Annotated in this window: 21 protein-coding genes; 8 read left to right on the forward strand and 13 right to left on the reverse strand. The window is 61.4% G+C overall.

All coding sequences use genetic code 11. The annotated features are described in order from the left end of the window. Positions 1 to 88 precede the first annotated feature (88 nt). Positions 89 to 1,579 (reverse strand): aldehyde dehydrogenase, encoded by a 1,491-nt coding sequence (locus ACGJAX_RS15005; protein ID WP_090318424.1) that lies wholly within the window; start codon positions 1,577 to 1,579, stop codon positions 89 to 91. A 320-nt stretch (positions 1,580 to 1,899) separates the two neighbouring features. Beyond that, on the reverse strand, positions 1,900 to 3,600 hold the full coding sequence (locus ACGJAX_RS15010) for an acid phosphatase (RefSeq protein ID WP_390959717.1): 1,701 nt from the start codon (positions 3,598 to 3,600) through the stop codon (positions 1,900 to 1,902). A gap of 573 nt (positions 3,601 to 4,173) precedes the next feature. Between ACGJAX_RS15010 and peaA the strand changes: the two genes are divergently transcribed. From peaA to peaD, 4 genes are all read left to right on the forward strand, one after another. Next, positions 4,174 to 5,754 carry a quinohemoprotein amine dehydrogenase subunit alpha gene (peaA, locus tag ACGJAX_RS15015; protein WP_390959719.1) on the forward strand — a complete coding sequence of 527 codons (1,581 nt, stop codon included), beginning with the start codon at positions 4,174 to 4,176 and terminating at the stop codon, positions 5,752 to 5,754. Positions 5,755 to 5,849: 95 nt separating this feature from the next. Beyond that, entirely contained in the window at positions 5,850 to 7,280 is a 1,431-nt protein-coding gene (peaB, locus tag ACGJAX_RS15020; RefSeq protein WP_090318434.1) for a quinohemoprotein amine dehydrogenase maturation protein, read from the forward strand. A gap of 1 nt (position 7,281) precedes the next feature. After that, positions 7,282 to 7,605: a quinohemoprotein amine dehydrogenase subunit gamma gene (qhpC, locus tag ACGJAX_RS15025; protein WP_007971075.1), complete on the forward strand. Its 324-nt coding sequence runs from the start codon at positions 7,282 to 7,284 to the stop codon at positions 7,603 to 7,605. Between the two features lie 24 nt (positions 7,606 to 7,629). Beyond that, positions 7,630 to 8,748 carry a quinohemoprotein amine dehydrogenase subunit beta gene (gene peaD / locus ACGJAX_RS15030; protein WP_390959722.1) on the forward strand — a complete coding sequence of 373 codons (1,119 nt, stop codon included), beginning with the start codon at positions 7,630 to 7,632 and terminating at the stop codon, positions 8,746 to 8,748. Positions 8,749 to 8,888: 140 nt separating this feature from the next. Here peaD and ACGJAX_RS15035 read toward each other — a convergent pair whose 3' ends face one another. Beyond that, a complete protein-coding gene (locus tag ACGJAX_RS15035; protein ID WP_247258174.1) occupies positions 8,889 to 9,290 on the reverse strand; it encodes a lysozyme inhibitor LprI family protein in 402 nt (133 codons plus the stop codon). Between the two features lie 64 nt (positions 9,291 to 9,354). Continuing rightward, the gene (locus ACGJAX_RS15040; protein WP_248914009.1) at positions 9,355 to 9,753 is read right to left on the reverse strand and encodes a GFA family protein; all 399 of its coding nucleotides are present in this window, start codon (positions 9,751 to 9,753) and stop codon (positions 9,355 to 9,357) included. Between the two features lie 202 nt (positions 9,754 to 9,955). On the opposite strand from ACGJAX_RS15040, the gene ACGJAX_RS15045 reads away from it, so the two are divergent. Further along, on the forward strand, positions 9,956 to 10,438 hold the full coding sequence (locus tag ACGJAX_RS15045; RefSeq protein ID WP_390959725.1) for an SRPBCC domain-containing protein: 483 nt from the start codon (positions 9,956 to 9,958) through the stop codon (positions 10,436 to 10,438). A 712-nt stretch (positions 10,439 to 11,150) separates the two neighbouring features. Next, positions 11,151 to 12,572, forward strand: coding sequence for a group II intron reverse transcriptase/maturase (ltrA, locus tag ACGJAX_RS15050; protein ID WP_390959727.1), 1,422 nt, complete (start codon positions 11,151 to 11,153; stop codon positions 12,570 to 12,572). A gap of 120 nt (positions 12,573 to 12,692) precedes the next feature. Here ltrA and inhA read toward each other — a convergent pair whose 3' ends face one another. Then, entirely contained in the window at positions 12,693 to 13,379 is a 687-nt protein-coding gene (gene inhA, locus ACGJAX_RS15055) for an isonitrile hydratase (protein ID WP_090318449.1), read from the reverse strand. 90 nt (positions 13,380 to 13,469) lie between these two features. Here inhA and ACGJAX_RS15060 point away from each other — a divergent pair, with 90 nt between their 5' ends. Further along, the gene (locus ACGJAX_RS15060; protein WP_390959729.1) at positions 13,470 to 14,450 is read left to right on the forward strand and encodes a helix-turn-helix domain-containing protein; all 981 of its coding nucleotides are present in this window, start codon (positions 13,470 to 13,472) and stop codon (positions 14,448 to 14,450) included. Between the two features lie 32 nt (positions 14,451 to 14,482). On the opposite strand, the gene ACGJAX_RS15065 is transcribed toward ACGJAX_RS15060, so the two are convergent. Next, positions 14,483 to 14,878, reverse strand: a complete 396-nt coding sequence (locus ACGJAX_RS15065; RefSeq protein ID WP_390959731.1) for a hypothetical protein — start codon at positions 14,876 to 14,878, stop codon at positions 14,483 to 14,485. Between the two features lie 159 nt (positions 14,879 to 15,037). Next, a complete protein-coding gene (locus tag ACGJAX_RS15070) occupies positions 15,038 to 16,864 on the reverse strand; it encodes a glycoside hydrolase family 15 protein (RefSeq protein ID WP_390959733.1) in 1,827 nt (608 codons plus the stop codon). A 163-nt stretch (positions 16,865 to 17,027) separates the two neighbouring features. Between ACGJAX_RS15070 and ACGJAX_RS15075 the strand changes: the two genes are divergently transcribed. Continuing rightward, the gene (locus ACGJAX_RS15075) at positions 17,028 to 18,203 is read left to right on the forward strand and encodes an MFS transporter (protein ID WP_390959735.1); all 1,176 of its coding nucleotides are present in this window, start codon (positions 17,028 to 17,030) and stop codon (positions 18,201 to 18,203) included. A 36-nt stretch (positions 18,204 to 18,239) separates the two neighbouring features. On the opposite strand, the gene ACGJAX_RS15080 is transcribed toward ACGJAX_RS15075, so the two are convergent. Genes ACGJAX_RS15080 through ACGJAX_RS15105 form a run of 6 tightly spaced genes read right to left on the reverse strand, consistent with a single transcriptional unit; the run spans position 18,240 to position 25,924 of the window. Continuing rightward, positions 18,240 to 19,691: a capsule biosynthesis protein gene (locus ACGJAX_RS15080; RefSeq protein WP_390959737.1), complete on the reverse strand. Its 1,452-nt coding sequence runs from the start codon at positions 19,689 to 19,691 to the stop codon at positions 18,240 to 18,242. 11 nt (positions 19,692 to 19,702) lie between these two features. After that, positions 19,703 to 20,314: a GNAT family N-acetyltransferase gene (locus tag ACGJAX_RS15085; RefSeq protein ID WP_390959739.1), complete on the reverse strand. Its 612-nt coding sequence runs from the start codon at positions 20,312 to 20,314 to the stop codon at positions 19,703 to 19,705. Next, complete coding sequence (locus ACGJAX_RS15090; RefSeq protein WP_390959741.1) at positions 20,307 to 21,869, reverse strand: sulfatase-like hydrolase/transferase; 1,563 nt, start codon at positions 21,867 to 21,869, stop codon at positions 20,307 to 20,309. The genes ACGJAX_RS15085 and ACGJAX_RS15090 overlap by 8 nt, the downstream gene beginning before the upstream one ends. Next, positions 21,862 to 22,638 carry an SDR family NAD(P)-dependent oxidoreductase gene (locus ACGJAX_RS15095; protein ID WP_390959743.1) on the reverse strand — a complete coding sequence of 259 codons (777 nt, stop codon included), beginning with the start codon at positions 22,636 to 22,638 and terminating at the stop codon, positions 21,862 to 21,864. Before ACGJAX_RS15095 ends, ACGJAX_RS15090 begins: the two co-directional genes overlap by 8 nt. Beyond that, on the reverse strand, positions 22,635 to 23,861 hold the full coding sequence (locus tag ACGJAX_RS15100; RefSeq protein ID WP_390959879.1) for a capsule biosynthesis protein: 1,227 nt from the start codon (positions 23,859 to 23,861) through the stop codon (positions 22,635 to 22,637). Before ACGJAX_RS15100 ends, ACGJAX_RS15095 begins: the two co-directional genes overlap by 4 nt. 32 nt (positions 23,862 to 23,893) lie before the next feature. After that, a complete protein-coding gene (locus ACGJAX_RS15105; RefSeq protein ID WP_390959745.1) occupies positions 23,894 to 25,924 on the reverse strand; it encodes a capsular polysaccharide biosynthesis protein in 2,031 nt (676 codons plus the stop codon). Positions 25,925 to 26,389 lie beyond the last annotated feature (465 nt).

Raw genomic sequence — 26,389 nt, forward strand, 5'->3', positions numbered from 1 at the left:
TGATTTGTGTGAGGCCGAAGAATTCAGCAACACCACAAAACCTGTGGGAGCGGGCTTGCCCGCGATGGCGGCCGAGAGGGGCCCGCTATTACAGCTTGATCAACACCGACTTCAGCTCCGTGTAATGCTCAATCGCCGCATAGCCCATCTCGCGCCCGACCCCCGACATCTTGTACCCCCCGAACGGCAGCGCCGGGTCCAGCGCGCTGTGGCAGTTGACCCACACCGAACCGGACTTGATCCGCGGAATCATCCGGTGCACCGCTGCCAGGTCATTCGACCAGATACTCGCGCCTAACCCGTAAGGGCTGTCATTGGCCATGCGCAGCGCATCGGCTTCGTCATCGAACGGAATCGCCACCAGCACCGGGCCGAAGATTTCTTCCTGCACCAGTGAGTGCTTCTGATCGACGTCAACGATCACCGTCGGCTTGACGAAAAAGCCCGGCCCGAATTGCTCGCCGCCGCAGGCAATGGTCGCACCGCTTTCCCGGCCTTTTTCGATATAGCCATACACCCGCGCCTGCTGACGCGCAGAGATCAGCGGCCCCATCTCGACGCTCGGGTCCAGGCCGTTGCCGAGTTTCATGGCATTGGCGATGCCGGCGATGTCCGCCACCACATTGTCGAAATGCTTGCGTTGCACATACAGGCGCGAGCCGGCGCAGCACACCTGACCCTGATTGAAGAAAATCGCGCTGGCGGCCCCGGCGGCAGCGCTCGGCAGGTCGGCATCGGCCATGACGATGGTTGGCGATTTGCCGCCCAGTTCCAGGGTGACCCGGGTCATCGAGTCCATGGCGATCTTGCCGATCTGCTGGCCCACGGCGGTGGAGCCGGTAAAGGTCAGCTTGTCCACCAGGGGGTTGTGGGTCAGTGCGGAGCCGGCGGTGATGCCCGTGCCGGTGACCACGTTGAACACGCCTTCGGGATAACCGGCTTCCAATACCAGCTCCGCCAGTTTCAGTGCGGTCAGTGGTGTTTCATCGGCGGGTTTGAGCACTACGGTGCAACCGGTAGCCAGGGCCGGGCCGAGTTTCCAGCAGGCCAGCAGCAACGGGAAGTTCCAGGCGACGATGGCGCCAACCACGCCCACCGCTTCGCGGCGGATGAAGCTGTGGAACTGATCATTGGGCATCAGCGGCAACGACACCTCGACACTGGAGCCTTCGATCTTGGTTGCCCAACCGGCCATGTAGCGCAGGAAGTCGATGGCCAGCTGCACGTCCATCACCTGTGCGACGGCGGCACTCTTGCCATTGTTCAGGCACTCCAGCTGCGCCAGCAGCTCGGCGTCGCGCTGCATCAGGTCGGCGAGTTTCCACAACAGGTTCTGCCGCTCCCGGGGGCGGGTACGGCTCCAGGCCGAGTCATCGAACGCCTGACGCGCGGCGAGCACCGCGCGGTCGACATCTTCCGGCGTGGCCCGTGGCACCACACAAAGTACCTCGCCGGTGGCCGGGTTGTGCAGGGGCATGGTCTGGCCGTCGGCGGCCTCGACCCAGTCACCGCCGATAAGCATGCGCGGCGCGCGTTGGATAAAGGCCGAAGTGGCGGGAAGCAGATCAGGAAGCGACATGTTGAAACCTCGTCTTGTTCGTGTGCCGAGGTCTTTCGCAACGGTTGTGCCAGTTTGCCCAAAGGCCGTATTTAGCCGGGTTCGGTGCGGAGGGAGGGGCGCTGGAGGAGGCGGATTTGTCGCAACTTGAGACGCCAAATGAGACAAGCATGACGCCCGCTGATCTGTAGAAGCTGGCTTGTCGGGTCGCCGCATCGCAGCGAAGGTCGTCAACGATGACGCGTACCGTCTGGATAACTACGTCGCTCCTGCAATCATCGTCGGCAACCTGGCTCCTTGTTTTCCCCGGGATTACGTGAAGAACCTTTTTTAAGGTTTATTCAGACCGGAAACTGCAAGGCGTTGGTCAGGTCGCCCATCGGCGCCTGGCCTCGGGCGATCATCGCTTCATCGCGCTGCTTCAGACCCTCGAGTTTTTCCAATTGGAACACCCGGGTAATCAGCCGCAGGATCGACGCGGTGTCATACACCGTGTGATCGACCGCGCCTTTGCGTGAAAACGGCGACACCACCAGGGCCGGCACCCGCGAGCCCGGGCCCCAGCGATCCCCCTTGGGTGGGGCGACGTGGTCCCACCAGCCACCGTTCTCGTCGATGGTCACCACCACCACCATGTTTTTCCATTGTGGGCTTTGTTGCAGCACTTTAAGCGCGCGAACGATATGTCGGTCACCCGACGCCACGTCGGCATAACCGGCGTGCATGTTCAGGTTGCCTTGGGGTTTGTAGAAAGTCACCGCCGGCAGCTTGCCCGCCTCGGCGTCGGCAAAGAACTTGTTCGTGCTGGATTCGTCCCCCAGGCCGCCATCGCGCAGGCGCTTTTTACGTTCCTCCGGGTTTTCCGGGCCCTGGCGTTTGAAATAGTTGAACGGCTGGTGGTGGTACTGAAAGTTCGGGATTTTCGGAATGCCTCCCGAATCCTTGTACTGCTCCAGCGTCGCCTGCCAGGCCCCCGCGTACCAGGCCCAATCGATGTTCTTCTTCGACAGCTTGTCGCCGATGTGCTCGTGGGTCTGCGGAACCAGGACGTTCGGCAGATCAGGTTTGGAGTAGTCCGGATGGTCCGGGTCGCGGATCCACGTCGGCCAGTAGGGCGGGGCGAGGGTATTGACCCCGTAACCATCGGGCGTCAGCGCGCTGGGGCCGAACTGCGGCGGACCGGTCATGGCGCTGGCCGGCGAGGACTCCAGCGGTTTGAGGCGTGGGTCAGCCGGATCGTTGCTTTGCAGCACGGCTATTTGTGATTTGGCAACCGAATTGGCCGAGTCCGGATAAAACGGTGCGGTGGCGCTGATCAGGTATTGGTGGTTAAGAAATGAACCACCGAAGGCGCCCTGGAAGAAGTTGTCGCAGAGCACGAAATCCCGGGCAATGTCCCATAGGCGCAGGGAATATTGGCTCTGGGCATAGTGGCCCATGGTCAAGCCTCCGGAATCGGCCCAGGCGACAAAGCCGTCGTTTTTGCCGCCGTTGATCTGCATCTGGTTCTGGTAGAACACGTGCCACAGATCGCGGGTCACCAGACCGAACGGCAAGTCTTCCGCGTTCGGGCCTTTGAGGGCGAAGGGCGCGTTGGGCAGGTTTTCCTGAAACTGGACGGCGTTGGGATAAGTCACGCCGTCGAGGGTTTGCGGACCGATCTGCAAGACACCGCCCCACACCGGCGGCAAGGTTTGCAACAGGCTGCCATCGCGGTCGCGCTGCTGATAATCGGCAGGCTGGAGCGCTGATAGCGGTTTCTCGACCCCGGGAAAATCGCCAAAGAGGTTATTGAAGCTGCGGTTTTCGGCGTAGATCACCACCACGGTTTTCACCTGGTCGTGCAAGGCTTTGTCGAGTTCTTCGGCCGATAGCGGACGATCAGGCGTCTCACCTGGCACATTGCCCTGATTGCCGTAAGCAGTGAGGGCTGCGCCGGCGCCGAGTACCGCGACGCCACCGAGAAAACGGCGGCGACTGGTGTCGATGGGGTGGTCGGATTCGGCTGAGGATGGGTTTATACCGTCTGTTTCGTCGCTCATATCGAATCCCCTGGCCTGGTCGAGTTGTTTCTACATGTTTCGGCCGGACGCTAGCAAGGGATTGTGACAGTTGGGTGACGACTCACCGTTCAAAGGTGCGAGCCTGCTCGCGAAAGCGGTACGTCAGCCACATTCATGGCGGATGTGCTGCCGTCTTCGCGGGCAAGCCCGCTCCCACAGGTTTGGTGTGATCTCTGTACATAGGCGCTGGCTTGTCGGGTCGCCGCATCGTAGCGAAGGTCGGCAACGATAACGCGAGCCCCCTGGATAACCACATCGTCCCTGCCCAAACGATCATTGGTCATCGCCCATCGACGTGGCTCACCTATGCTCGTCTCAGAGTGAAACAGTTGTCGCGAAATTAAACGTGTTGCCAGGTCGGTATCCTGGGAGAAACGCCCGACGATGTTGGCAAATCATTGATTCAACGAGGTTTTAACAAGCTGGCACGCTCCGTGTATTGCTCATCGCAGACGTTTCTACTGCCTCCGTCAGCGGCTTGCCGCCGGCGGCAGAAACCCAAAAAACGATAAGCCACAAAAATAAGAAAGCACCGTGCGAGGTTCGACGTTGATGAAGAGAAAACTCCGATCAGGCATGAGCGCCAGCCTGCTGGCCGTAGCCGCTTGTATAGCGCTGCATTCGCCTCACAGCCTGGCAGCCCGCGACGCCCAGACCATCCTCAAGGAAACCTGTCAGGGCTGTCATACCCCCGAAGCCGATAACGCCCTGAGCCGCATCAGCCACCAGCGCAAAACGCCGGAAGGCTGGTTGATGAGCATTGCCCGAATGCAGACCATGCACGGTTTGCAGATCAGCGATGAAGACCGCCGGACGCTGGTCAAGTACCTGGCCGACACCCAGGGCCTGGCGCCCAGCGAGACCGACGGCGTGCGCTATGCGCTGGAGCGCCGGCTCAACACCGTCGAAAAGTTCGACGAGCAGACCAGCCAGATGTGCGGTCGCTGCCACTCCGGTGCGCGGGTCGCCTTGCAACGGCGTCCGGCTCAGGAGTGGGAGCGCCTGGTGAATTTCCACCTCGGCCAGTGGCCGTCCCTGGAATACCAGGCCCTGGCCCGCGATCGCGACTGGTTCGATATCGCTCGCAAAGACATGGTGCCGCTGTTGGCCAAGCGCTATCCGCTGGACAACCCGGCCTGGAAAAAATGGCAGAGCGTGGCGCCGAAGTCCGACGCATTGGTAGGCGACTGGAGCTTCAGCGGTCACTTGCCGGGCAAGGGTGAACTGGCGGGTGTGATGAGCGTCAGCGCTGACGGCAGCGACACCTTCAAGGTCAGCGTCAAAGGCCAATACGCCGACGGTACCCCGTTCAACGGCGACGGCAGCGCGATCCTCTACACCGGCTACGAATGGCGCGGCAACGTCACCATCGACGGCGTGACCATGCGCCAGGTGTTCGCCGCCCAGGGCAATGCGATGCAGGGCCGGATGTTCGAGGCCGAGCACGATGAGCGTGGCCTGGACTTCGTCGCCGCCAAACAGGGCTCCGCCCGTTTGCTGGCGGTGCAGCCGGGTTACCTGAAGGCCGGCAGCGAAAGCGAAGTCACCCTGATCGGCAGCGGTCTGAGTGGCAAGCCGAATTTCGGCAAAGGCGTGGAAGTGCTCGAAATCGTCGAGCAGAGCCCGCAGCAAATCAAGGTCAAACTCAAGGCCGCCGCCAATGCCCAGCCGGGTCTGCGTGCAGTCTCCGTCGGTACGCTGAAAGGCCCGAGCCTGTCGGTGTACAGCCAGATCGCCGAAGTCAAAGTCGTGCCTGAGTTCTCGGTGGCGCGGATCGGCGAGGGCGGCGGTTCGACGCCGAAAGTCCAGGGCCGTTTCGACGCCGAAGCCTGGGGCAAGGGCGCTGATGGCAAGCCGTATCGCATCGGCGTGTTCCCGGCGCAGTGGAAGGTCGAGGCCTTTGACGAGCGCGCCAAGGAAGACGAAGACGTCAAGTTCGCCGGCACCATGCAGGCTGACGCGGGCGTGTTCACACCGGGCGATGCCGGACCGAACCCGGCGCGCAAGATGTCCACCAACAATGCCGGCAACCTCAAGGTGATCGCCGCCGTCGACGACGCAGGGAAATCCCTGACCGGCGAAGGCCACATGATCGTGACCGTGCAACGCTGGAACAATCCACCCATTCCGTGAGGTTGAAACGTGAGCCTGGCTGCAGGCAAAGGCTTCAGACACTTTTCGGAATGATCGCAAGCCCCGCATAACGGGGCTTGCACAGGAGGTTTGCAATGGGCGCTATCTTGAATCTGGTCGAACGCAACCTGCACGAAGTGCACGTTGATGCCGACCGCATGCTGTTCCATATCCCCAGCAGTTCGCTGTTCGCCAGCGATGAACTGACGGGCACCATCATCGATACCTTGCGCGGTCCCGGCTGCTCGTCGGACGACCTGATCCAGCGGCTGTCCGCGCGTTTCAACGGTGAAGAAGTCACTGAAACCCTGCGCGAGCTGATGGCCCTGGAACTGGTCAGCGACGGTTCGCCGCTGACCCCGGACATCGCCACCAAGCGGGTCGAACGCACGGCGATCAACACCGTGGTGCTCAACGTCAACACCGGCTGCAACCTGAGCTGCACCTACTGCTACAAGGAAGACCTCGACAAGCCTTCGGCCGGCAAGAAAATGGACGTCGAGACGGCCATCGCTTCGGTGGAAATGCTGCTGCGCGAATCCCCGGATGAAGAGCGTTTCACCGTGGTGTTCTTCGGCGGAGAGCCGCTGAGCAATCGCAAGCTGATCGAGTACATGGTCGATTACTGTGAAAAGCGTTTTCGCGAAGCCGGCAAGTTCGTCGAGTTCGTGATGACCACCAACGCCACGCTGCTGACCGAAGAAACCGTGGACTACCTCAACGCCCACCGTTTCGGGCTTTCGGTAAGTATCGACGGGCCGAAAACCGTGCACGACCGCAACCGCATCACCGTGGGCGGGCAGGGCACCTACGACGTGGTGCGGCGTAAGGCCGAAATGCTGCTGTCGCGCTACAACAGTCGTCCGGTCGGCGCGCGGGTGACCCTGACCACCGGCGTCACCGACGTCGAAACGATCTGGGATCACCTGTTCAACGAACTGGGGTTTGCCGAAGTCGGGTTTGCCCCGGTCACCTCAGGCGACATCAGTACGTTCAACCTGACCAGTGATGAACTGATCGAAGTCTTCGCCAACATGAAGAAGCTCGGTCGACGTTACCTGGAAGCGGCGCTGGAGCACCGCAACATCGGTTTTTCCAACCTGCATCAGTTGATCACCGACATCCACGAAGGCCACAAAAAAGCCCTGCCTTGCGGCGCGGGCCTGAAGATGTTGGCGGTCGATCACAAGGGTGAATTGAACCTGTGCCACCGCTTTACCGGTTCGAGCCTGCCAACCTTCGGCAATGTGCACAGCGGCGTAAAACAGGTTGAGCTGAACGACTTCCTGTCCCAGCGCCTCGACCGTACCAACACCGGCTGCGAAGACTGCCAGATCCGCAACCTGTGCTCCGGCGGTTGCTACCACGAAAGCTACGCCCGCTATGGCGACCCGACCCATCCGACCTATCACTACTGCGAACTGATGCGTGACTGGGTCGACTTCGGCATCGAGGTCTACACCCGGATCATGGCTCACAACCCTGCGTTCATCAGCAGCTACATCACTCCGCGCAAGGCTCACTGATATGAAACATCTCAAGGCAATCAATAACAAAGCGTTGAAGCTGGATCAGGCCGCGGACGAAAACCGCATCGAAGAAGTGGTGGCGATGAGCTCCGTGGCGGGCTGCGCCTCGACCACCGATCCGGGTTGGGAGATCGACGCGTTTGGCGGTGTGTCGTCGCTGTGCCAGCCGATGGAAGCCGACCTGTATGGCTGCTCCGATCCGTGCTGGTGGCCGGCCCAGGTGCCCGACATGATGAGCACCTACCCGGACTGGAACAAGGATGCCCAGGCGTCCAACGAAAACTGGCGCAACCTCGGCACTGTCTTCCCCAAAGACAAGTGATCAGATAAGAAGAAGGATTCCAGCATGCACAGCATCAACGCCTGCGGCCTGGCCGCTTTCGCCCTCCTGAGCACCTGTTCGCTCAACGTGATGGCCGATGAAAACACCGTACTGCAAGACGGTCACGAGTACATGTTGACCACCAATTACCCGAACAACCTGAACGTGATCGACCTGGTCACCGACAGCCTGTACAAGACCTGCAAGATGCCCGACGCCTTTGGTCCCGGCACCGTGCAACTGTCGCCGGACCGCAAGACCGCCTATGTGCTGAACAACCACTATGCCGATGTCTACGGCGTCGAACTGGACAGCTGCAAGCAGGTGTTCCACGCCAGCATCACCCAGAAGCCGGGGGAGAAAGCGCGGTCGATGTTCGCCTTTACCCTCAGCCACGACGGTAAGGAACTGTTCACCGTCGCCAACCCGACGCTGATGCTCAACGACCGCTACGAAGTGCAGCAGCCACGGCTCGATGTGTACAAGACTGACGCCGGCATGGACGCCAAACCCGTGCGCAGCTTCCCGGCACCGCGACAGCTGACCATCATGCAGAGCGGTGACGACGGCACGCTGTACGTGGCGGGCGCGGACGTCTACAAGGTCAACGTGCAGACCGGAAAATTCGACGTGCTGATCCCGAGCCGCCACTGGAAGCGCCCGAACTACAGCGCCCCGGACGTGCTGTACGTGTGGAACCAGCAGACCTATCGCCATGACTTCTCGCTGCTCTACACCGCCGCGAAGTTCAAGGACAAGAAACAGGACCCGGCCACCGCCGAATACCTGTACGGCCTGTTCAGCGTCGACCTGAAAACCGGCAAGACCGAAACCACCGACTTCGGTCCCCTGACGGAAATCTACTTCAGTGGCATGCGCTCGCCCAAAGACCCGAACCTGATGTTTGGCGTGCTCAACCGCCTGGCCAAGTACGACATCAAGCAGAAGAAACTGCTCCAGTCCGCCACCCTTGACCATTCCTACTACTGCATTTCCTTCAATAAGGACGGCAGCAAGATCTACCTGGCCGGGACCTTCAACGATGTGGCGATCTTCGATGCCGACAGCCTGAAGCAGATCGGCAGCATCAAGATGCCGGGCGGGGACATGGCGATTACCACGGCGCAGGTGTTTGTGCGCTGATTCGCGGCGCCTGAGTTGCCTTCGCTGGCCAGCTCCTACAAGGATTTCAGTGGATCACAAATTTGTGTACGCCGCTGAACCTTGTGGGAGCGAGCTTGCTCGCGATGGGGCCCCCACAAGCACAGCAAAAATAGCCATAATCAAACCCCCGGCACCGGGCAGCTCAAATCACCTTCCTGACACTTCAGATAAGTCTTGAACGTCTCGACCCGCGCCTTGGTCAACTCTGTAATGCAATTGCCGTAGACCAGCGGATAGACACTCCCGCCTTCCACCCCTGACGCCGAAAACTTGCACTCGGCATCCCGAAACGCAATCCACGAACGCTGTGCGCTCACCAACAGTTTCTTGCTGTCGGGATTGGCCTTCAGCCGTGTGGTGATTTGCTGATAGAGCGCATTCAGCTCCTTGTCAGCCGCCGCGTGCTGTTGCGCCGCGCACTGGTTCATTGTCGCCTGGTCGGCCGCGTTGTCGCAGCCCACGGCATGGGCCAGGGTGGTGAACATCAAGGGTGTCAACGCCAGAAGAAAGCGTGAATGCATGTCAGAAGCTCGCTGTGACAGGGAAAAGAGCGGTGCAGTTTAGCGCAGTGCAATCTTCGGCCCTCTACGTCTGCCATTCAGGGTGTTTCTTGACCGCGTCACAGGCAAGCCAAGGCGCGTCGTGGGACGTCCAGATATGCGCCTGAGGCGTCATTTTCGGATCGTCATCCAGTGTGGCGACACGAACGATCACGTGGGGCTGGGCCAAACGTTCCGCCATCAGATGCGAGCCGCACACCGAACAGAAATGCCGCCACTTGCCCGGCGAGGACTCAAAGCTGCTGAGCCGGTCCTGGCCCTTGATCCAGCGAAAATGCTCGCGCATCACGCCGGCAGTCGACGCAAAAGCCGCCGCGTGTGCCTTGCGGCAGGTATGGCAGTGACAGTGGCTGATGGGCATGTCGAGGCTGTCCACTTGGTAATGGATGGTTTTGCATAGGCAGCTTCCCTGCAGTTTGTTCATGGTGCCTCCCGGTGGCATGACTGGATTCTGCGTTGTGGCGGTCAACGTTAGCAGGTTCGATCGACACCAACCGGCACCGTCAAAGCAGAACTAATCATCACGAATACAGCCGAATACTTCGAGCAACGTTGATCGCCACACAACTTTAGGATTGGACAAGTGGTCTTACAGGCCTACTGTTGTTCAGTACAGGAGGTGACTTATGAACCCAGCATCAGATCGCATCGAAAGGAAGATCCTGCTCAAGGCGCCGCGTTCACAGGTCTGGCGCGTCATAGCCCATGCCGAGGAGTTCGGGAAATGGTTTGGCGTGGCGCTGGACGGAAGGCGTTTTGTCGCCGGCGAGTGGACCCAGGGGCAAGTGACGTACCCGGGTTATGAACATGTGTTGTGGAACGTGTTGGTCGAACGGGTCGAGCCGGAGCGGCTGTTTTCGTTTCGCTGGCATCCGTACGCCGTGGAGCCGGGCTTCGATTACTCCCAGGAACCCACCACCCTGGTGAAATTCGAGCTCGAAGACATGGACAAGGGCACGTTGCTTAAGGTGTCCGAGTCGGGATTCGACCACATTCCCCAAACTCGCCGACTCAAAGCGTTCCGCATGGACAGCCGTGGTTGGGATGAGCAAATGAGCAACATCGAGCAGTTTCTTATCGCCAAGGCTCACGAACGCCAGGTGGAATGATCACGCCCGCAAAGCTGCAAGTCAGCCGCAGGTCGCGTCATTCGCGGCCTTCGCGCTCGAAGTCCGACATGTCCAAGGGACTTCGGAGGGGCAGCTATAGCGAATGTCCTACAAGTGTTAGTAGATATGTCCTCTATTGCAGATTGGATCCCATGCGTATTCTGGCCCCATCCACTGAAGCACAGGGAGTGCTCAGGATCATGGATGATCGGCCTGCATGGAATGCTGACGACAGGGAGTCGTACTGGTCTGGGAAGAACCCGCTTCGGCGGGTTTTTTTTATGGGTGCGCCAGGCATGGCGCGTTGCGCGTAAGCGCAACCAGCTTGGCTGTGGTGGCCAGGCTGGTGACTTGGAGGTGAAAGTCCTCTACACACCCGGCAAGGGGAAGTGTTAGCCAGAGGCAAGGGTGTCGCGGGTGACTGCGAATCTGAAGGAAGCCCGAGGCAAAATGCTGGCCTGACGAACAGGAAGCGGATAGAGGCGGCGCAGCGGGGTGAGACGGCCCAAATCGTCAAAGCCCAATACTTGCACGGGACGCTGTGACGTAAATCCGACAGGCATAAGCAGGAAGGTCGCGCGAATTACCCTGGGAGATCTGCACGTTTGCCACTGTGCTACCGAGCGTCGAGAGGCGACGGGATGAGCGTGCAGAAGTCAGCCGAAGCCGTAGTAAGTGGCGAATAACCCCGCCACCAAGGGCCGAACAGGTTATGCCGCCAGTAGGCGTCAGAGTCTCGTCGAATGCTGAAACGCAGAATATTCTCCAAGAGAAAACTGTTACTCCAAGTCCCGGACGGTATCCGAGGATGACGGCTGACAGGGCGCAAGCATCGACGGCGTCTGTGACGTGGACGAACGCGGAGCCGGACACGCTGATGGCGCGGGTGCTTGCACCCGCCAACCTCAAGCGTGCGTATCAGCGCGTAGTCAGCAACAAGGGCGCACCGGGTGCCGACGGCATGACGGTCGACCAGTTGGCGGGCTACGTGAAACAGTATTGGCCGATCCTCAAGGCTCGATTGCTGGCCGGTGAGTACCACCCACAAGGTGTACGCGCCGTCGACATCCCCAAACCTAAAGGAGGAACCCGACAGCTGGGCATCCCCAGTGTTGTGGATCGCCTGATCCAGCAGGCCCTGCTACAACAGCTCACGCCGATCTTCGATCCGCTGTTCTCGGACTACAGCTACGGCTTTCGTCCGGGCAGAAGCGCTCACCAAGCCATCGAAACCGCTCGCGGCCATGTGGCAGCGGGTCACCGCTGGTGTGTGGAGCTTGATCTGGAAAAGTTCTTTGATCGGGTCAACCACGATGTCCTGATGGCTTACGTGGCGCGTCAGATCGAAGACAAGCGGGTGCTCACGCTGATCCGCCGTTATCTCGAGGCGGGAACGATGTCAGGTGGAGTCGTCAGCCGACGGCAGGAAGGGACGCCGCAAGGCGGTCCGATCTCGCCGCTGCTGTCGAATATCCTGCTCAACGAACTCGACCGCGAACTGGAACGGCGGGGCCATCGTTTCGTGCGTTATGCCGACGACGCGAACATTTATGTGCGTAGCCAACGGGCAGGCGCACGGGTGATGGCCGGCGTTGAGCGTTTCCTGAGCCGGCGCCTGAAACTGACGCTGAACCGGGACAAGAGCCGAGTAGCCGGGTCGTGGATGTGTGATTACTTGGGCTATGGAATGAGCTGGCATCAACAGCCAAGGTTGCGAGTTGCGACGATGAGTCTGCGTCGCTTGCGCGACCGACTCAGGGACCTCTTGCGCCGGGTGCGTAGGCGCTCAATGAGTCACATCGTTGAGCAAATAACCCCCGTACTGCGCGGTTGGGCCGGCTATTTCAAGCTAAGTCAAAGCAAACGGCCGCTTGAGGAGTTGGACGGCTGGGTGCGCCACAAACTTCGTTGTGTCATCTGGCGTCAATGGAAGCGACCCTCGACGAGGGCGCGCAACCTGATACGTCTGGGGCTCGATGAGGCGCGGGCGTGGAAATCAGCAGTCAATGGCCGAGGTCCATGGTGGAACTCGGGCGCGCCACATATGAATCAGGCGCTGCCGAAGAAACTGTGGGATCGACTCGGGCTGGTCTCAATACTGGATACGATCAACCGGTTTAGCCGCATAGCCTGAACCGCCGTATACGGAACCGTACGTACGGTGGTGTGAGAGGACGGCGGATGTGAATCCGCCTCCTACTCGATGCGCAAGAAAAGTATTGGCTGCGGGAGCCGGGTTCCCGCAGCCGCTCTTTTAGCGTCGATCCAGTTTCGCTGCGGCACGTTCGGTGATTTCTGCACGCAGCTTCAATGAACCGGCAGCGCGCTTGCGGGCTTCTTCCAATACGCTGGCTGGCGCTGTTTCCGGGCTGCCCGCGGCGAACGGCGGCGCCGGGGCGTATTCGAGCTGCAATTGCACCAACTGCGCGGTGTCCTTATCGAACAGTTCGGCGGCCAGGGTCAGGGCGAAATCGATGCCCGCGGTGATCCCGCCACCGGTCAGCAGGTTACCGTCGCGCACCACCCGGTCTTTCACCGCAATCGCCCCCAGCGGTGCCAGCAGTTCGTGATAGGCCCAGTGGGTGGTCGCACGCTTGCCCTTGAGCAGGCCCGCGGCGCCGAGTACCAGAGCACCGGTGCAGACCGAGGTGACGTAACGCGCGTTGGCGGCTTGAGACTTGATAAAGGCCAGGGTCCGGTCATCTTCCATCAACGCACCGACGCCGCTGCCGCCCGGAATACAGATCACATCCAGTGCAGGGCAGTCGTCAAAAGTGACGGTCGGTTTCAACATCAGGCCGGTGCTGGCGGTGATGGGCATCAGGTCCTTCCAGATCAAATGCACCTTCACATCCGGCAGCGAGGCCAACACGTCGTAAGGGCCGGTCAGGTCGAGTTGCTGAACCTGTGGAAACAACAGAAAACCGATCTGCAAGGTCATGGTGTTTTTCTCATGAAGTGGGTGGACGGCTTCACTGTAGGCTCGTAGGATTTGGCGTATACGCCAATAACCCCACGAATTACGCCAATCATGCCCAAGACCATTCACGTGCTTGCGTTTCCCAACGTGCAACTGCTCGATGTCACCGGGCCGTTGCAGGTGTTTGCTTCGGCCAACGACATCGCCCGCCATCAAGGTTTGCCGCCGCCCTACGCGCCGTCGGTCATCGCCAGCGGCGGCGGGGCGGTGCTGTCATCGGCGGGATTGGCCTTGCTGGCCGAACCGTTGCCGAAGCAGGGCAGCGACACCTTGATCATCGCCGGCGGCTGGGGTGTGTACGCGGCGTCTGAAGACCTGCCGTTGGTGGCGTGGGTGCGCGAGCATGCAGCGGCGTGTCGGCGGGTTTCATCGGTGTGCACCGGGGCGTTTTTGCTCGCGGCCAGTGGCTGGCTCGATGGTCGGCGCGTGGTGACCCACTGGACCCGTTGCGAGCAATTGGCGCAGCAGCACCCGCAATTGCGGGTCGAGCCGAATCCGATCTTCATCAACGATGGCCCGGTCTGGACCTCGGCGGGAGTCACCGCCGGCATCGACCTCGCGCTGGCCATGGTCGAGCAAGACCTCGGCCGCACCATGGCCCTGGAAGTCGCCCGGCAACTGGTGGTGTTCCTCAAGCGGCCCGGCGGTCAGTCGCAATTCAGCGTGACCCTGTCTTTGCAAAAGGAAGGCAACCGGTTCGACGAACTTCATGCCTGGATCAGCGAAAACCTTACCAAGGACCTCGGCGTTCCCACCCTGGCCCTGCAGGCCGGCATGAGCGAACGCAGCTTCGTGCGCCACTACCGCGCCGACACCGGCCAGACCCCGGCCCGTGCCATCGAACAGATCCGCGTCGAAACCGCGCGACGGTTGCTCAGCGACACCGGCGTGCCGATCAAACGGGTCGCCGTGCAATGCGGATTCGGCAGCGAGGAAACCCTGCGCCGCAGCTTTCTGCGGGCCATGGGCGTGACACCACAAGCCTATCGTGAGCGGTTTTCTGTCAGCGCCGCAGATCCCGTGCTGCCTTGAACGCGGGGGACGTCAGTCGATGCGCAGCCCTTTTACTCAGCCGCCTCGACTTCCGTCACCTGATTGAAGTACTTCGCCCGATCCGGCGTAAACGTCACCACCATCCGCGTGCGTGAACAAGTCAGTGACCGCTCTTCACTCAAATCCACATCCAGGTCCTCGCCGCGCAAGCCCTGCCACTGGGCGAGGTATTTGAGGGAACCGTATTTTTCGAGTTTTTTCAGGCTGCGGCTGACACCACCCTTCCAGCCCAGCACCGGCAGTTCACCGGCCAGGCACCGTTGCGCGAGGTCCGGGAAGCGGACGGCACGCTGGCGGCCGATCTCCCAGCATTTGATCAGGCCCCTGTCGGAGGCTTCCCACAGTTCGTCGCGGGTCAGGCCCGAGCGTAAGGGCGATTCGATGCTGCGATGGATGCGTTGGGTCATTCTGGTTCCTTGAATTCGGGGTGGTTGGACAGCTCCGCTGTGCCCGTTGATCGGGGATGTTAGGTGGGGATGTAACGGCTGGCAACAGAGTATTTCTGCATGTTTTGTTTAAGAAATGTAGGACATCCACCTGGGGTGAACAGGTGACAGGCGCTGGCTTCAAGGCTGCCAGACACTCTTCTCCCCACTCAACTTCCGATCCAGAAAACACGCCGCACTGATCAACGCCAGGTGCGTCAGCGCTTGCGGTGTGTTGCCCATGTGCCGCGCGTGACTGTCGAATTCTTCCGCGTACAACCCCAGGGGGTTGGCATAGCGCAGCAGTTGTTCGAACTCCAGATGAGCCTTTTCCAGACGACCGGCCCGGGCCAGGCATTCGACGTACCAGAACGAGCACGCGGCGAACGCGCCTTCGGTGCCGGGCAGGCCGTCGATGTGTTTGTCGTCATTGTGGTAGCGATACACCATGCCATCGCGCACCAGATTCTTTGCGATGGCGTCGAGGGTCGCCAGCCAGCGTGGGTCCTTGGCGCTGACGAAACGCACCAGCGGCATCAGCAGCATCGAGCCGTCGAGGGCGGTGCCGCCGATGTGCTGGACGAAATGCCCGTGTTCCTCGTTCCAGAAGTTTTCCCAGATGTCCGAGTAGATGGCCTGGCGGGTCTGGTCCCAACGGGCGAACGGGGCGGGCAGGGAGCGTTTCGAGGCGAGGCGGATCGCCCGGTCCAGCGCCACCCAGCACATCAGGCGCGAGTGCAGGAAATGGTGCTGCTCGCCGCGCATTTCCCAGATACCGACATCTTCCTGCTGCCAGGTTTCGCAGACCTGATCGACCACTTCCACCGTGTGCTTCCAGCCTTCGTGGGAAATGGCTTCGCCGTACTTGTTGACCAGGTACACCGCGTCCATCAGCTCGCCGAAGATATCCAGCTGGACCTGCGTATACGCCAGATTGCCGATGCGCACCGGGGTCGCACCACCATGGCCGGACAGGTGCGTGAGTTCGACTTCCGGCAGCTCCTGGCGACCGTCGATGCCGTACAGGATATTGATTTTCATCGCGTGGCCCCGACAGTCGCTGACCCGTCCGCGCAACCAGCGCATGTAGGCGTTGGCCTCGTCGACGAACCCCAGGCGCATGAAGGCATAGACCGTGAAGGAGGCGTCGCGGATCCAGGTATAGCGGTAGTCCCAGTTGCGTTCGCCGCCAACGCTTTCCGGCAGGCCGAAGGTCGCGGCGGCGAGGATGGCGCCGTGTTTACGCGAGGTCAGCAACTTCATCGCCAGTGCCGAGCGGTTGACCATTTCCCGCCAGCGCCCACGGTAGCTGGACTGCCTGATCCAGTCGCGCCAGAACTTCAGGGTGCGTTCCAGGCACAAGTCGGCGGCACCTTCCTTGAAGCGGGGATCGTCGACGGCGCCGAGCAGGCATTGCGCGGTCTGGTCCTGTTCGAGGGAGAATTCGGCCACCGCCGCGTTGCCGTCGATCCTTAGGGGCTGATCCGTGGACAGCCGCAACGACGGTTGACCGCTGGCGGCGAATACTACGTCCTTGCCGTCCAGGCGGGCGAGGGTGGTGGCGCGGGCGTAGTCATGGCGCACCGCGCAGCGCAGGCGAAAGGTCGCCCGGCCACTGACCACGCGCACCCGACGCATCAGCATCGGCAGGTCATCTTCGGTGTCGCCGATGGGCAGCAGGTCGGTGATTTCGACCACGGCGCGATCACTGAGCCAGCGGGTTTGCAGCACGTTGGTGTCGGGCAGGTAAATCTGCTCGCGACGCGCATCGGGCAAGTCCGGGGACAGCTGGAAAATGCCGGCCTCGGGGGTGTCCAGCAGCGAACAGAAAATCGACGGGCTATCGAACTCCGGCCAGCAGAAAAAATCCACGCTGCCCTTGTCATTGACCAGCGCCGCGCTGCGCATGTCGCCGATGATGCCGTGGGCGTCGATGGGGCTTTGTCGTTCCGGGTGATGATCAGGCATTACCGTGACGCTCCGGGAATTAAGGTCCTATGCAGCTGACTGATTGGGGTGGCCTGGAGTTCATTTGCCCGCGATGGGGCCTTCACATTCAACCAACAAATTGCCGCTTCCCCCTCATTCCAGCGTTGTGGCAACGTGCAGGCCCTGATCGAGGCCGGCCCCCATGGCAAACCCCTACCGCGAACTGTTCAACGCTCCTGGCAGCCGTGCCTTCGTGCTCGCGGGGATGATCGCGCGCATGCCGATCTCCATGACCGGTATTGGCCTGATCACCATGCTCTCGCAGTTGCAGGGCGGCTATGGGTTGGCCGGGGCGGTGGCGGCGACATTCGCCCTGGCGACGGCGTTCTGCGCGCCCCAGGTGTCGCGGCTGGTGGACCGTTTTGGCCAGCGGCGGGTCCTGCCGGTGTCGGCACTGATCGGAGGCGGGGCGCTGCTGATGGTGTTGCTCTGCACCCGTTTGCAGGCGCCGCACTGGACATTGTTCGTGTTCGCCGCGCTCGCCGGCTGCATGCCGAGCATGTCGGCGATGGTGCGGGCGCGCTGGACCGAGGTCTACCGTGGTCAGCCGCAACTGCAAACGGCCTATGCCCTGGAGTCGGTGCTGGACGAAGTCTGCTTCATTGTCGGGCCACCCTTGTCGGTGGGCCTGTGCGTGGTGGCGTTCCCCGAGGCCGGGCCATTGGCGGCAGCGTTGATGCTGGCGATCGGCGTGACCGCGTTTGTGTTGCAACGCGACACCGAGCCTGCGGTTCATCCCCATGAAGAACACCACCTGGGTTCGATCATTCGTTCGGTGGACATCCAGTTGCTGATGCTGTTGATGGTCGCCATGGGCACCATCGTCGGCGTCGTGGACGTGGTCAGCGTGGCCTTCGCCCAGCAGCAGGGGCAACCGGCGGCGGCGAGCATCGTGTTGTCGGTGTATGCCATCGGTTCTTGCCTGGCCGGGCTGGCGTTCGGCGCATTGCGCTCGAAAGTGCCGCTGCCGCGCCTGTTCCTGTACGGCGGGGTGGCGACGGCGGTGACCACCTTGCCGCTGCTGCTGGCGGTGAACATTCTCGGGTTATCCCTGGCAGTGTTCGTCGCCGGCCTGTTTTTTGCGCCGACGCTGATCGTCGCTATGGCCCTGGTGGAGCAGATCGTGCCACCGGCCAAACTCACCGAAGGCCTGACCTGGCTGGTCACCGGGTTGAGCATCGGCGTGGCGATGGGGGCCGCCAGTTCAGGCTGGCTGGTGGACGCGTTCGGTGCGCGCAGCGGATTCTGGGTGGCGATTGCGGCGGGGGCGGTGGTGCTGGGGGCGGCAGTGCAAAGCCATCGTCATTTGAAAGGATGATCCACCCGTGGGGAGCAAGCTCGCTCCTACAGAAGCTTAGAGCGCGAGCATGCCTTTGAGGTAGCGGCGAACCTGTCGATAGCGCGGGCACTGTTCGAACAGGCCCGGGGTGTTTCGTGTGCGATGTTCCAGTGCCTGCTGTGGGCTGCAGGGCATGCCCCGGACCTGTACCAGTTGTTGCTCTTCGCCGTCATTACGCTTGAGGGTCAAGCTGGCGGTTGCATTGCCAGGGCTGAGGCGCCATAGCGGTAGGTCCTGCGCTGCAGCCTGTACTGACAGGTTATGGGGCTCGTCGGCACTCCACACCAGCAGCTTGTCGTTTTCCCGCGCCAGGGTGCTCATCAGGTCGGCCTTGTATTGGCTGAACTGCACACGACCCCAACGGCTGTCGAGCAAGCTGCGGATCGTCGATTGCTGGCGTCGGGGCGCGCCGAGTACGGTCAATGTACCGGCGAACTGGCTGTCCTGTTGTTTCTGCCGGGCCAGTTGCCGGGCCACGGTCATCACATCACAGCGCTGGTCGGTCAATGGGTCCACGTAGCGGCAGTAACGAATGTAGGCGGCAGCCACCAATTGCTCCAGCGTTGGCCGGGCCTGGCGGCGCGGGATCGGCAAGCGATCATCGGTCAGGCCCCAGCCGGCATAGAAGGGCAGGCCGAAACACGTCACCGGTGTTCCCTGGATCAAGGCTTCCAGCCCGGCCTGGCTGGTGCCGACATACACCCGTCGGGCCCGGCACGCCAGGGAGGCCCAGGACACGTGACGGTTCTCCAGCGTTACCCCGCGTGCCTGGGCAGCATTGAGCAGGCAGCTTTTCTTGTGGCCGTTGATGCAGTCGGGGTGAATCCGCACCCGCACATCCGCATCGGGGTTTTCCGCGAGCGCCGCATCGAGCATGCGGATAAAGTCTGCTTCGCACAGGCCGCCGCCCGGAATGGAGAAGTCGCCGTAAGTCTGGTCCACCACTAGAACCAGTGGCTTGTCGCGCCCCAGGGGGTCGTCCTCGCTCAAGTCCGGGGCGTTGTTGTATTTGCCGATGCCACTGCTGCGCATCAATGCAATCAATGCCTTGGCGGTTGCCAGTTCCGCAGCGGTCAGGGTGTGCGGGGTTTGCAGCATGTTTTCCAGCAGTGACGGGCGATCAGCCAGGTAGTGGATACCGATGGGATCGACCACCATCGACATCGGCGTATCGCCCTCGACCCCCAGTGAAGAAGAACGCAGAAAACCGTCCTCCAGCGCCACGTAGGGAATGCCCCAGCGTTTGCATAACACGCGGGCATGGTCGGAGGAGCTTTTGTAGCCGATCCCGGAAATGGCCTTCAAACCCGCGGGGCGTTTCTGGCCGCGCCGCCACAGCCAGTGGGGCGGTCCTTCAGGGTCGAGGAACTCACTCAGGTGAAAGACTTTCCACATCACCCACTGCGACATGATGCCCACCCAGCCGGGGCCTTCCACCAGTGATTCAAGGGGGACTGATCGACTCATCTCTTCGCGGCTCATGGGTTGGATTTCAGCGTGCGGCGCATATTGATGACCGAGGGAAAGGGCAGAAAGCGGCCAAGCCAGTTCAGCGGCGTGGTTCGCACCCGGATGAATCCCAACTGCTCGTAGAGCCGCCGGGCCCGCTGATTCTTCACCTGGACTTCCAGTTCGACCCGGTCATAACCGGCCCGAGCGGCCTGATCGAACGTTGCGCTCAACAGCGCACGTGCGATGCCTTGGTGACGGGCGTGCTTGATCACATGCAGCCCATAGAGATAGAAACCGTAGTACCACTCCCGACCCTCAGTCAGCGCAAACAACAGGTAACGCGCTGCGCCGCGCAAGCGACCGAATTCCCGCAGAAAAGGCCCGGCGCCGGGCGAGAAAGGCCCGCGCCAGTGGTGCTTGAAGGCGGCGTAGCCCAGGGGTGTGCAGTCACGGTAGGCGATCAGAATCCGGTCCCAGTTGATTGACGCGGCCAGCAGCCGATAGCGGCAGGCCTCATCGCCGAGAAAGAAGGCCAGCGAACTGCGTCCCGAAGTGATCATCCGCGCGATCGATTCATCAGGTTCCGGCAAGCTGGAGCCGAGGGCGATCCGCAAGGGCGCTGGGGCGATGTCAGTCATGGGTTGCCGTCTGTGCCCGGCTGGCTTTTTTGACCGGTGTGTGGCTGTTGCTCATCTGCTCGACGAAGGTCTTGGCCAACTGTTCAACGCCGAGGGGCCGCGGCAGGCTGGAAGAAGGCGTCTGATTGGACCAGATGAAGTAATCGGTATCGCCATCCGGTGCGCCGAGGGCGGCATACACATCCGGGAGAATCGGCACGTGATCGCCAAAGAAACACAGCCCGGTCGAAGTCGGACTGACCAGCAGGTACTCACGTAACTTGCCGAGCATCCGGTCGGCATTGCTCAGGTGACGCAGGTAAGGCGCCAGGTCGCGCATGCCGTCGAGCAGCGGTCGATCGAACCAGTTGGGCAACTCTGCCGCGTCGACCTGCTCCAGGTGCAGCGGCCCGTGGTTTTCCATCGTGACGGCATGGATGTACAGGGGCTGGGTGCGAGCGCTGTCGTCGAGCAGTTCGATGATCTTGTCTGCCACCGCACAATCACCAATGAAGGGGCCGGCCTTTTGCTCCTCGTTGAAGCTGCGCACGTCGATGAACTCATCGAAGCCCAGCGCTGGCAGCACGCGATCACGACCGTAGAAACTGCCCGCATAAGGGTGAATGCACACGGTGCGATAACCGCGGCGTTTCATGTCGGCGGCGATGCTGGGCAAGCCCAGGCGGGCCAGGTGGCGATAAGGATTGAAGCGATGTACGCCGAGCCGGTCGCCGGCGATCCCGGTCAGGAAGGCGAACTCGGTGCGCACGGTGTTCGCGCCCCAGGCTGCGACTTGCAGGCGACCATGGGCCCTGGCTTCGCCGCGTAGCACATCGTACTGGCTCAGCACCTGCTCACGGATGCCAGGCCACAAGGTGCGAATGTCGAAAAATGACTCGCTCTGCACCGAGACCAGGTCAGGCAAGGCCGTATCGCAAGGAGGGCGAATCGCTTGCGCATCGGTCGCAAAAGGCGAGTGCAGGGCGTCGATGGACACCTTGCGCCGGGCGGCACAAAAGTAGGTCCATAAACTGGCGGCCAATCCCCAGCGGCGCAAATCCAGGCTGGCGTCGTAGCTGGGTTGCAGCGGCTTCAGCGCGCCGATGAGCAGCAACGGCGAGGCACCGGCCAGCGCCACGGCAGCGGTGGACAGCGCATCGCTGGCGGTGGCCTCGAAATACAACCCGCAGGCCAGATAGGCGATAAACGCCAGCGCCAACACAATCGTCTTGCCGATGCCGAAGAAGGGCAGGTACAGGCGCGGAAAGCGCACGGCGTCGCTGAAGTACTCGAAATCCGCACACACAAAGGGCTCGCGCAACGAGTGATACTTCGAGTTACTCACCAGCACGATCAGCAGCCACAGCGCCAGCACATTCACCGCACTGAAATACGCGCGCCCGGTCAGCCCATAAAGCAGGGCCACCGCGAACAGCCATGCACCGGCATGCAGCAGCCAGCTACGCAGTGGCCGACGCAAGGTGGGCCTGGGGATCAGCAGCGCTTCGATGCCGCAGGAAAGCAAAAAGCCGCCGAGGATCACCCAGGCGAAAGAACTGTTCAGAAAGTCAGGCACCGTAGTCCAGCCATCGCAAAATCACCGAGGACATCCGCGGGGGAATCACGCCCAGGGCCCAGCATCCGAGGTTCAAGGGAAAGGGGAAACTGATTCGCGCCTGATTGGCGGCCAGGCCGCGACGAATTCGTTGTGCGGCTTTGTCCGGGTTCCACTGCAGTGGTTTCGGCCCCGGCATTTCAAAGCACATTTTCGATTCGACATAACCGGGCATGATCACGTTGATCCGCACGCCGTCAGCTGCGACCAGGTCGCGCATGGACTCGCCGTACGCCTTGATCGCGGCCTTGCTGGCGCTGTAGCTGGGTGTGGCCGGCAACCCGCGCCAGCCGGCGAGGGAACTGAACAGTGCGATTTGCCCGTGCTTGCGTGTGCGCATCGCCGGCAACGCCGCCTGCACAGTGGCAATGGCGGCCATGACGTTGACCTCGATCACCGCCTGGGACAATTCCCACTCCTCATCCTCGGCATTCGGCCCGGTCGCGGTATTGAGCCCGGCGCCGACGATGATCAGGTCCGGTTGCTCGGTTGCGCTGATCCGGGTGATCCATTCGCGCACCGCTTCCAGGTCCTGCACGTCGAGCGCGTGGAGGATGACCCGTGCACCGGCGGCGCGGCATTGTCCGGCCATTTCTTCCAGACGCTCGGTGCGTCGACCCTGCAGGATCAGGGTCACGCCCGGCGCCGCATAAGCGGGTGCCAACGCACCGCCGATACCACCTGTGGCGCCGGTGATCAGGATGCAGCGTGGTTTTTTGTGCAGCGTCATAAGTAACGTTCAATCCTGGAGGTCTTGGCCAGCAGCACTTCCAGCGAGTTGTTCACGGCCATGTCGATACCGCAGCGGGTATAAAAGCCGCCATTGACCTGGGTGGTGTGAATCACCGTGCTGCGAAAGCGCTGAAACAACGTGGAGTCAGGCGGTTCCGGCGTGTGCCAGAAGTCATCGAGGCTGCCCTGGTGGGTGAGCCCCTTGAGGTTGTAGATCGGATCGCTCAGGGCAATGGTCGGCACGTTGTGCATCAGCGACGAACCGCCGACGGTGCTGTTGACCGTGATCACGCCCGCGACGTGGGACAGCAGCGTCGGCATGTGGCCGCTTTCGAGGAAGTCCACGCGGTCGGCGATGCCGAGTTTGTGGGCGATGCGCCGGGTAATTCGGTGATAGTTGACGATGCCCGGGGTCAGGGGATGGTTCTTCACCACCAGGCGCGTGTCACTGCCGGCATGGCGGGCGAAGGAACCCATGACATGCTTCAACACATCCTTCATGTGTTTGAACGGCGAGTGATCGCGGATCTGCGCGTCGCTGTCCAGTTGCAGTGGCAGCAGGAAGGTGCGATGGCGATTGCGCGCCACTTCACTGATGACTTCGGAGTCGCGGCCCTTGGCGTTGACCAGGCGAATGCCCTGGCGAATGTAGCCGGCATATTCCACCGCTGCGTTGAACGGCGCGTGGGTTTTGTAATGGGGGAACACCACTTTGTTCAGCGCGCCACCGACGTGGTACATCACATCGTGGAAGGCCCGGGAGGCAAAGGACAGGCGGAACGAATCGCCATTGTGATAACGCGGGATGTACTTGCCGACTTCCCGGTACCACTCCGGATCACGGGGCAGCAACGAGTGGTTGTTCACGCCATTGCGCTCAAGGGTGATCCAGTAGGGGCGGAAGTAACCCTCTTCGAACACGTGCACGCGAATGCCCAGCGACCTGGCCAGCTCCACCGCCGGCTGGTGCACCGGCCGGCAGTCACCGAACAACACCACGTCGGTAATGTGGTCCGCGCGGAAGCACTGGCTGTAGAAGTCCATCAACTGCTCGGGCCGCGAGGAATAAAACACTCGCGCGCCACTGCCATAGAGCGTGTCGCCCATATTGAAGTTGACCGACTTCACCAATTGCCCTTCGGCCCGAAGTGCGCGCACCAGGCGTGCGAAAAACGGCGAACTGACGCCCTGCAGAAACAGGAACGAATTTCGCGGTTTCACCGACACCGGACGTTGGGAGCGATCGACCGGCACTAGGAGTTTCTTGGGCGTGGCTTCAAAGCGCTGAGGACCAGGTGTTGAATCATCTCTCGCCATGTCGTAGGCCTTCCTTGGGTAGGTACTTCATCCCAGTTTTGAATCTCTATTAACGTGCGTTCGGGGGTGGTGAATTTTCGGGTGATGCGGCTGACATAGGTCGGGTAGCGGATCAGCGTCGCCGCCACCAACTCGTCCAGGCTCAGGCGACGAGTGCGGCGCGCCTGGACCTCAGGGCTCATGCCCAGATCCCGGGTCAGCCCCCAGCCGGCATAGAACGGCTGGCCATAGGTGGTCACCGGCACGCCGCGCAACAAGGCTTCAAAGCCCGATTGCGAGGTCAGTACGTGCACCTCATCCACCTCGGATAACAGTTGGTGGAAGGGCACATCGCCCACCACCTGATTGCACCAGTCACTGGTGCGCTCTTCGCCGTCGCCGGCTTCGCGGGTGCCGGCCAATACCTCAGGGTGCGGCTTGTACAACAGCCACGCTAACGGGTGGCGCTCGCGCACCGCCTTGAGCAAATCAAGGTTGCGCCGGATCCGGTGCGCGCCGTAGCGAATCGAAGCGTCGGACTCGACCTGACCCGGGACCAGAATCACCTTGGCGACACCCGCCGGGCGTTTCCACGCGGTGCCGGGCAAGTTGTATTTGGTCACACCGGCGGCACAGATCGCTTCACGCAAGGCCGCAGCCCGTTGCAGCAAACCTGAAGTCCAGGGTTCGTTTTGCAAGAGGTGTTCCAGGCGCGAGGGACGGGTGGCGTCGTAGTAAATCCCCAGGTCATCGAACACCCACGACAGTGGGCGGGTTTTCTTCGCGCCCAGGCCGACAGAGCGCAGGAAGCCGTCTTCGACGCGGCCGAGGTGTTTGCCCACTTTCTTTGTCAATGGCGTGTCGTGTTGACAACCCCATGTGATGACCGGTGTGGCGGGACGACGACGGGAGAAACGGCCAAGGAAACGAATGGATGATCCGTTGAAAAAATCCAGTACCAACGGCTGCTTCCACTTGCTGAAACCGACCATTTGCAAGTCATGGGGCAAGCGACTGCGCATTCTGCGCTGCAGTCCCAGCCACGCCAGCACGGTCTCCGGTTCGCAAGGCGCGCCCGTTTCCGGGTCGACGTAGCGCGGGTACTCCACCAGCGCGGCATGCAGCAACTGTTCAAGACTCACCGGTTGGCGCCGCGCAGGGGCGGGCAGGGCATCGAGGGTCAACCCCCAACCGGCATAGAACGGCATACCAAAGGTGTGCACGGGCACGTCCCACAACAGTGCATCGAAGCCCAGTTGCGAGGTCATCACGTAGACAGCCTGGACGTTCGGCATCAGCTCGGCCGGGTGGCGGTTATCGCTGATCAAATGGATGCGGGGATGCTTGCGCAGCTTCGCCAGGTCGAAGTGACCGTGCTTGCGCCCGGCCACCACATCCGGATGCACCTTGACCACGACGGTGCTGTGCGGATGTTCCGTCAGCGCGGCCTCGAGCATGCGCTCGAAATCGGCGGCGGTGGCGCCTTGCAGTGAAGCATCGCCACAGGTCTGATCGGCCACCAGCACACAGGGCTGAGGCAGCTCGCAGGCGTCGATGCGGGCGCCGTTGTACTTGGACACGCGCTCTTCGCACCAACGGGCCTGCAAGGCACGGGCACGTAGGCTCTGCGCTTGCGTCAGCGGGACGGGAATCAGTTGTTCCAGGCGAGAAGGCGCGGTGGCGTCGTGATAGATGCCCACGGGATCGACAATCAGCGACAGCGGCGGTTCTTCCGCCCCCAGCCCCACAGAGCGCAGAAAACCGTCTTCAACGGTGAGCAGCGGCAAACCGGCTTCTTCAGCTACGGCCTGCGCGCGCAAAGCGCTGGGCTTGCGCCCCCACGCGAGCACATCATCGGCCTGGGCAATGTCGCGCACGGTCCCACACAGCAGCCGATATTCAGGCAGCAAAGAGGGGAGCGTAGAGATCTGTTGCGCGCCTTTGGACAGAATCAGCAAAGAGCGACGCGGTGGAGCGGCATTGTCCATAAAAAACAGCGGATATCCATAACGAGCGCAGTCTTGTGTCAGACACAATCAGTCGTGTCTGAAAAATGCTTAATCAAAATTTGGCGCGAATGATAATACAAACGGACAGCTGCCATTCAGGAAAGCGCGAGATTTTTTACGGATTTTTCACAAGTTCCGTGATTTTTTTAAACATGACAGGTGCAGGGAATTGAAATGTCCGATAAACGGTCAAAACACGCCGCCTGGCGCGCTTGACGACAGGAAAAATCAGGTGGGGGCGCACTCCCTTGTGGGAGCTGGCTTGCCAGCGATGAGGCCCTGCCAGTCAACATCCACCCCTTAGGTTGTCCGTGGGTTCCCAAGGTCACAACCATCCACATCTCGAGCGATTCAGGAAAATTCCTACAGAAGGAGGGAGATCCGCGTTTCCTCCCTGACTTTGAGCCGCTACCATACGCGCCTTCAAAATCAAGGAACGATAGG

The sequence above is a fragment of the Pseudomonas moorei genome (assembly GCF_042846945.1).
Taxonomy (GTDB): domain Bacteria; phylum Pseudomonadota; class Gammaproteobacteria; order Pseudomonadales; family Pseudomonadaceae; genus Aquipseudomonas; species Aquipseudomonas moorei.

What these genes read in the sequence shown, in the direction of transcription:
- peaD (WP_390959722.1), top strand. Translation starts at nt 7,630, where the DNA reads ATGCACAGCATCAACGCCTGCGGCCTGGCCGCTTTCGCCCTCCTGAGC.
- ltrA (WP_390959727.1), top strand. Translation starts at nt 11,151, where the DNA reads ATGCCGCCAGTAGGCGTCAGAGTCTCGTCGAATGCTGAAACGCAGAAT.
- ACGJAX_RS15045 (WP_390959725.1), top strand. Translation starts at nt 9,956, where the DNA reads ATGAACCCAGCATCAGATCGCATCGAAAGGAAGATCCTGCTCAAGGCG.
- inhA (WP_090318449.1), bottom strand. Translation starts at nt 13,379, where the DNA reads ATGACCTTGCAGATCGGTTTTCTGTTGTTTCCACAGGTTCAGCAACTC.
- ACGJAX_RS15040 (WP_248914009.1), bottom strand. Translation starts at nt 9,753, where the DNA reads ATGAACAAACTGCAGGGAAGCTGCCTATGCAAAACCATCCATTACCAA.
- ACGJAX_RS15035 (WP_247258174.1), bottom strand. Translation starts at nt 9,290, where the DNA reads ATGCATTCACGCTTTCTTCTGGCGTTGACACCCTTGATGTTCACCACC.
- ACGJAX_RS15095 (WP_390959743.1), bottom strand. Translation starts at nt 22,638, where the DNA reads ATGACGCTGCACAAAAAACCACGCTGCATCCTGATCACCGGCGCCACA.
- ACGJAX_RS15080 (WP_390959737.1), bottom strand. Translation starts at nt 19,691, where the DNA reads ATGAGTCGATCAGTCCCCCTTGAATCACTGGTGGAAGGCCCCGGCTGG.
- peaA (WP_390959719.1), top strand. Translation starts at nt 4,174, where the DNA reads ATGAAGAGAAAACTCCGATCAGGCATGAGCGCCAGCCTGCTGGCCGTA.
- ACGJAX_RS15065 (WP_390959731.1), bottom strand. Translation starts at nt 14,878, where the DNA reads ATGACCCAACGCATCCATCGCAGCATCGAATCGCCCTTACGCTCGGGC.
- ACGJAX_RS15060 (WP_390959729.1), top strand. Translation starts at nt 13,470, where the DNA reads ATGCCCAAGACCATTCACGTGCTTGCGTTTCCCAACGTGCAACTGCTC.
- peaB (WP_090318434.1), top strand. Translation starts at nt 5,850, where the DNA reads ATGGGCGCTATCTTGAATCTGGTCGAACGCAACCTGCACGAAGTGCAC.
- qhpC (WP_007971075.1), top strand. Translation starts at nt 7,282, where the DNA reads ATGAAACATCTCAAGGCAATCAATAACAAAGCGTTGAAGCTGGATCAG.
- ACGJAX_RS15075 (WP_390959735.1), top strand. Translation starts at nt 17,028, where the DNA reads ATGGCAAACCCCTACCGCGAACTGTTCAACGCTCCTGGCAGCCGTGCC.
- ACGJAX_RS15105 (WP_390959745.1), bottom strand. Translation starts at nt 25,924, where the DNA reads ATGGACAATGCCGCTCCACCGCGTCGCTCTTTGCTGATTCTGTCCAAA.
- ACGJAX_RS15085 (WP_390959739.1), bottom strand. Translation starts at nt 20,314, where the DNA reads ATGACTGACATCGCCCCAGCGCCCTTGCGGATCGCCCTCGGCTCCAGC.
- ACGJAX_RS15005 (WP_090318424.1), bottom strand. Translation starts at nt 1,579, where the DNA reads ATGTCGCTTCCTGATCTGCTTCCCGCCACTTCGGCCTTTATCCAACGC.
- ACGJAX_RS15070 (WP_390959733.1), bottom strand. Translation starts at nt 16,864, where the DNA reads ATGCCTGATCATCACCCGGAACGACAAAGCCCCATCGACGCCCACGGC.
- ACGJAX_RS15010 (WP_390959717.1), bottom strand. Translation starts at nt 3,600, where the DNA reads ATGAGCGACGAAACAGACGGTATAAACCCATCCTCAGCCGAATCCGAC.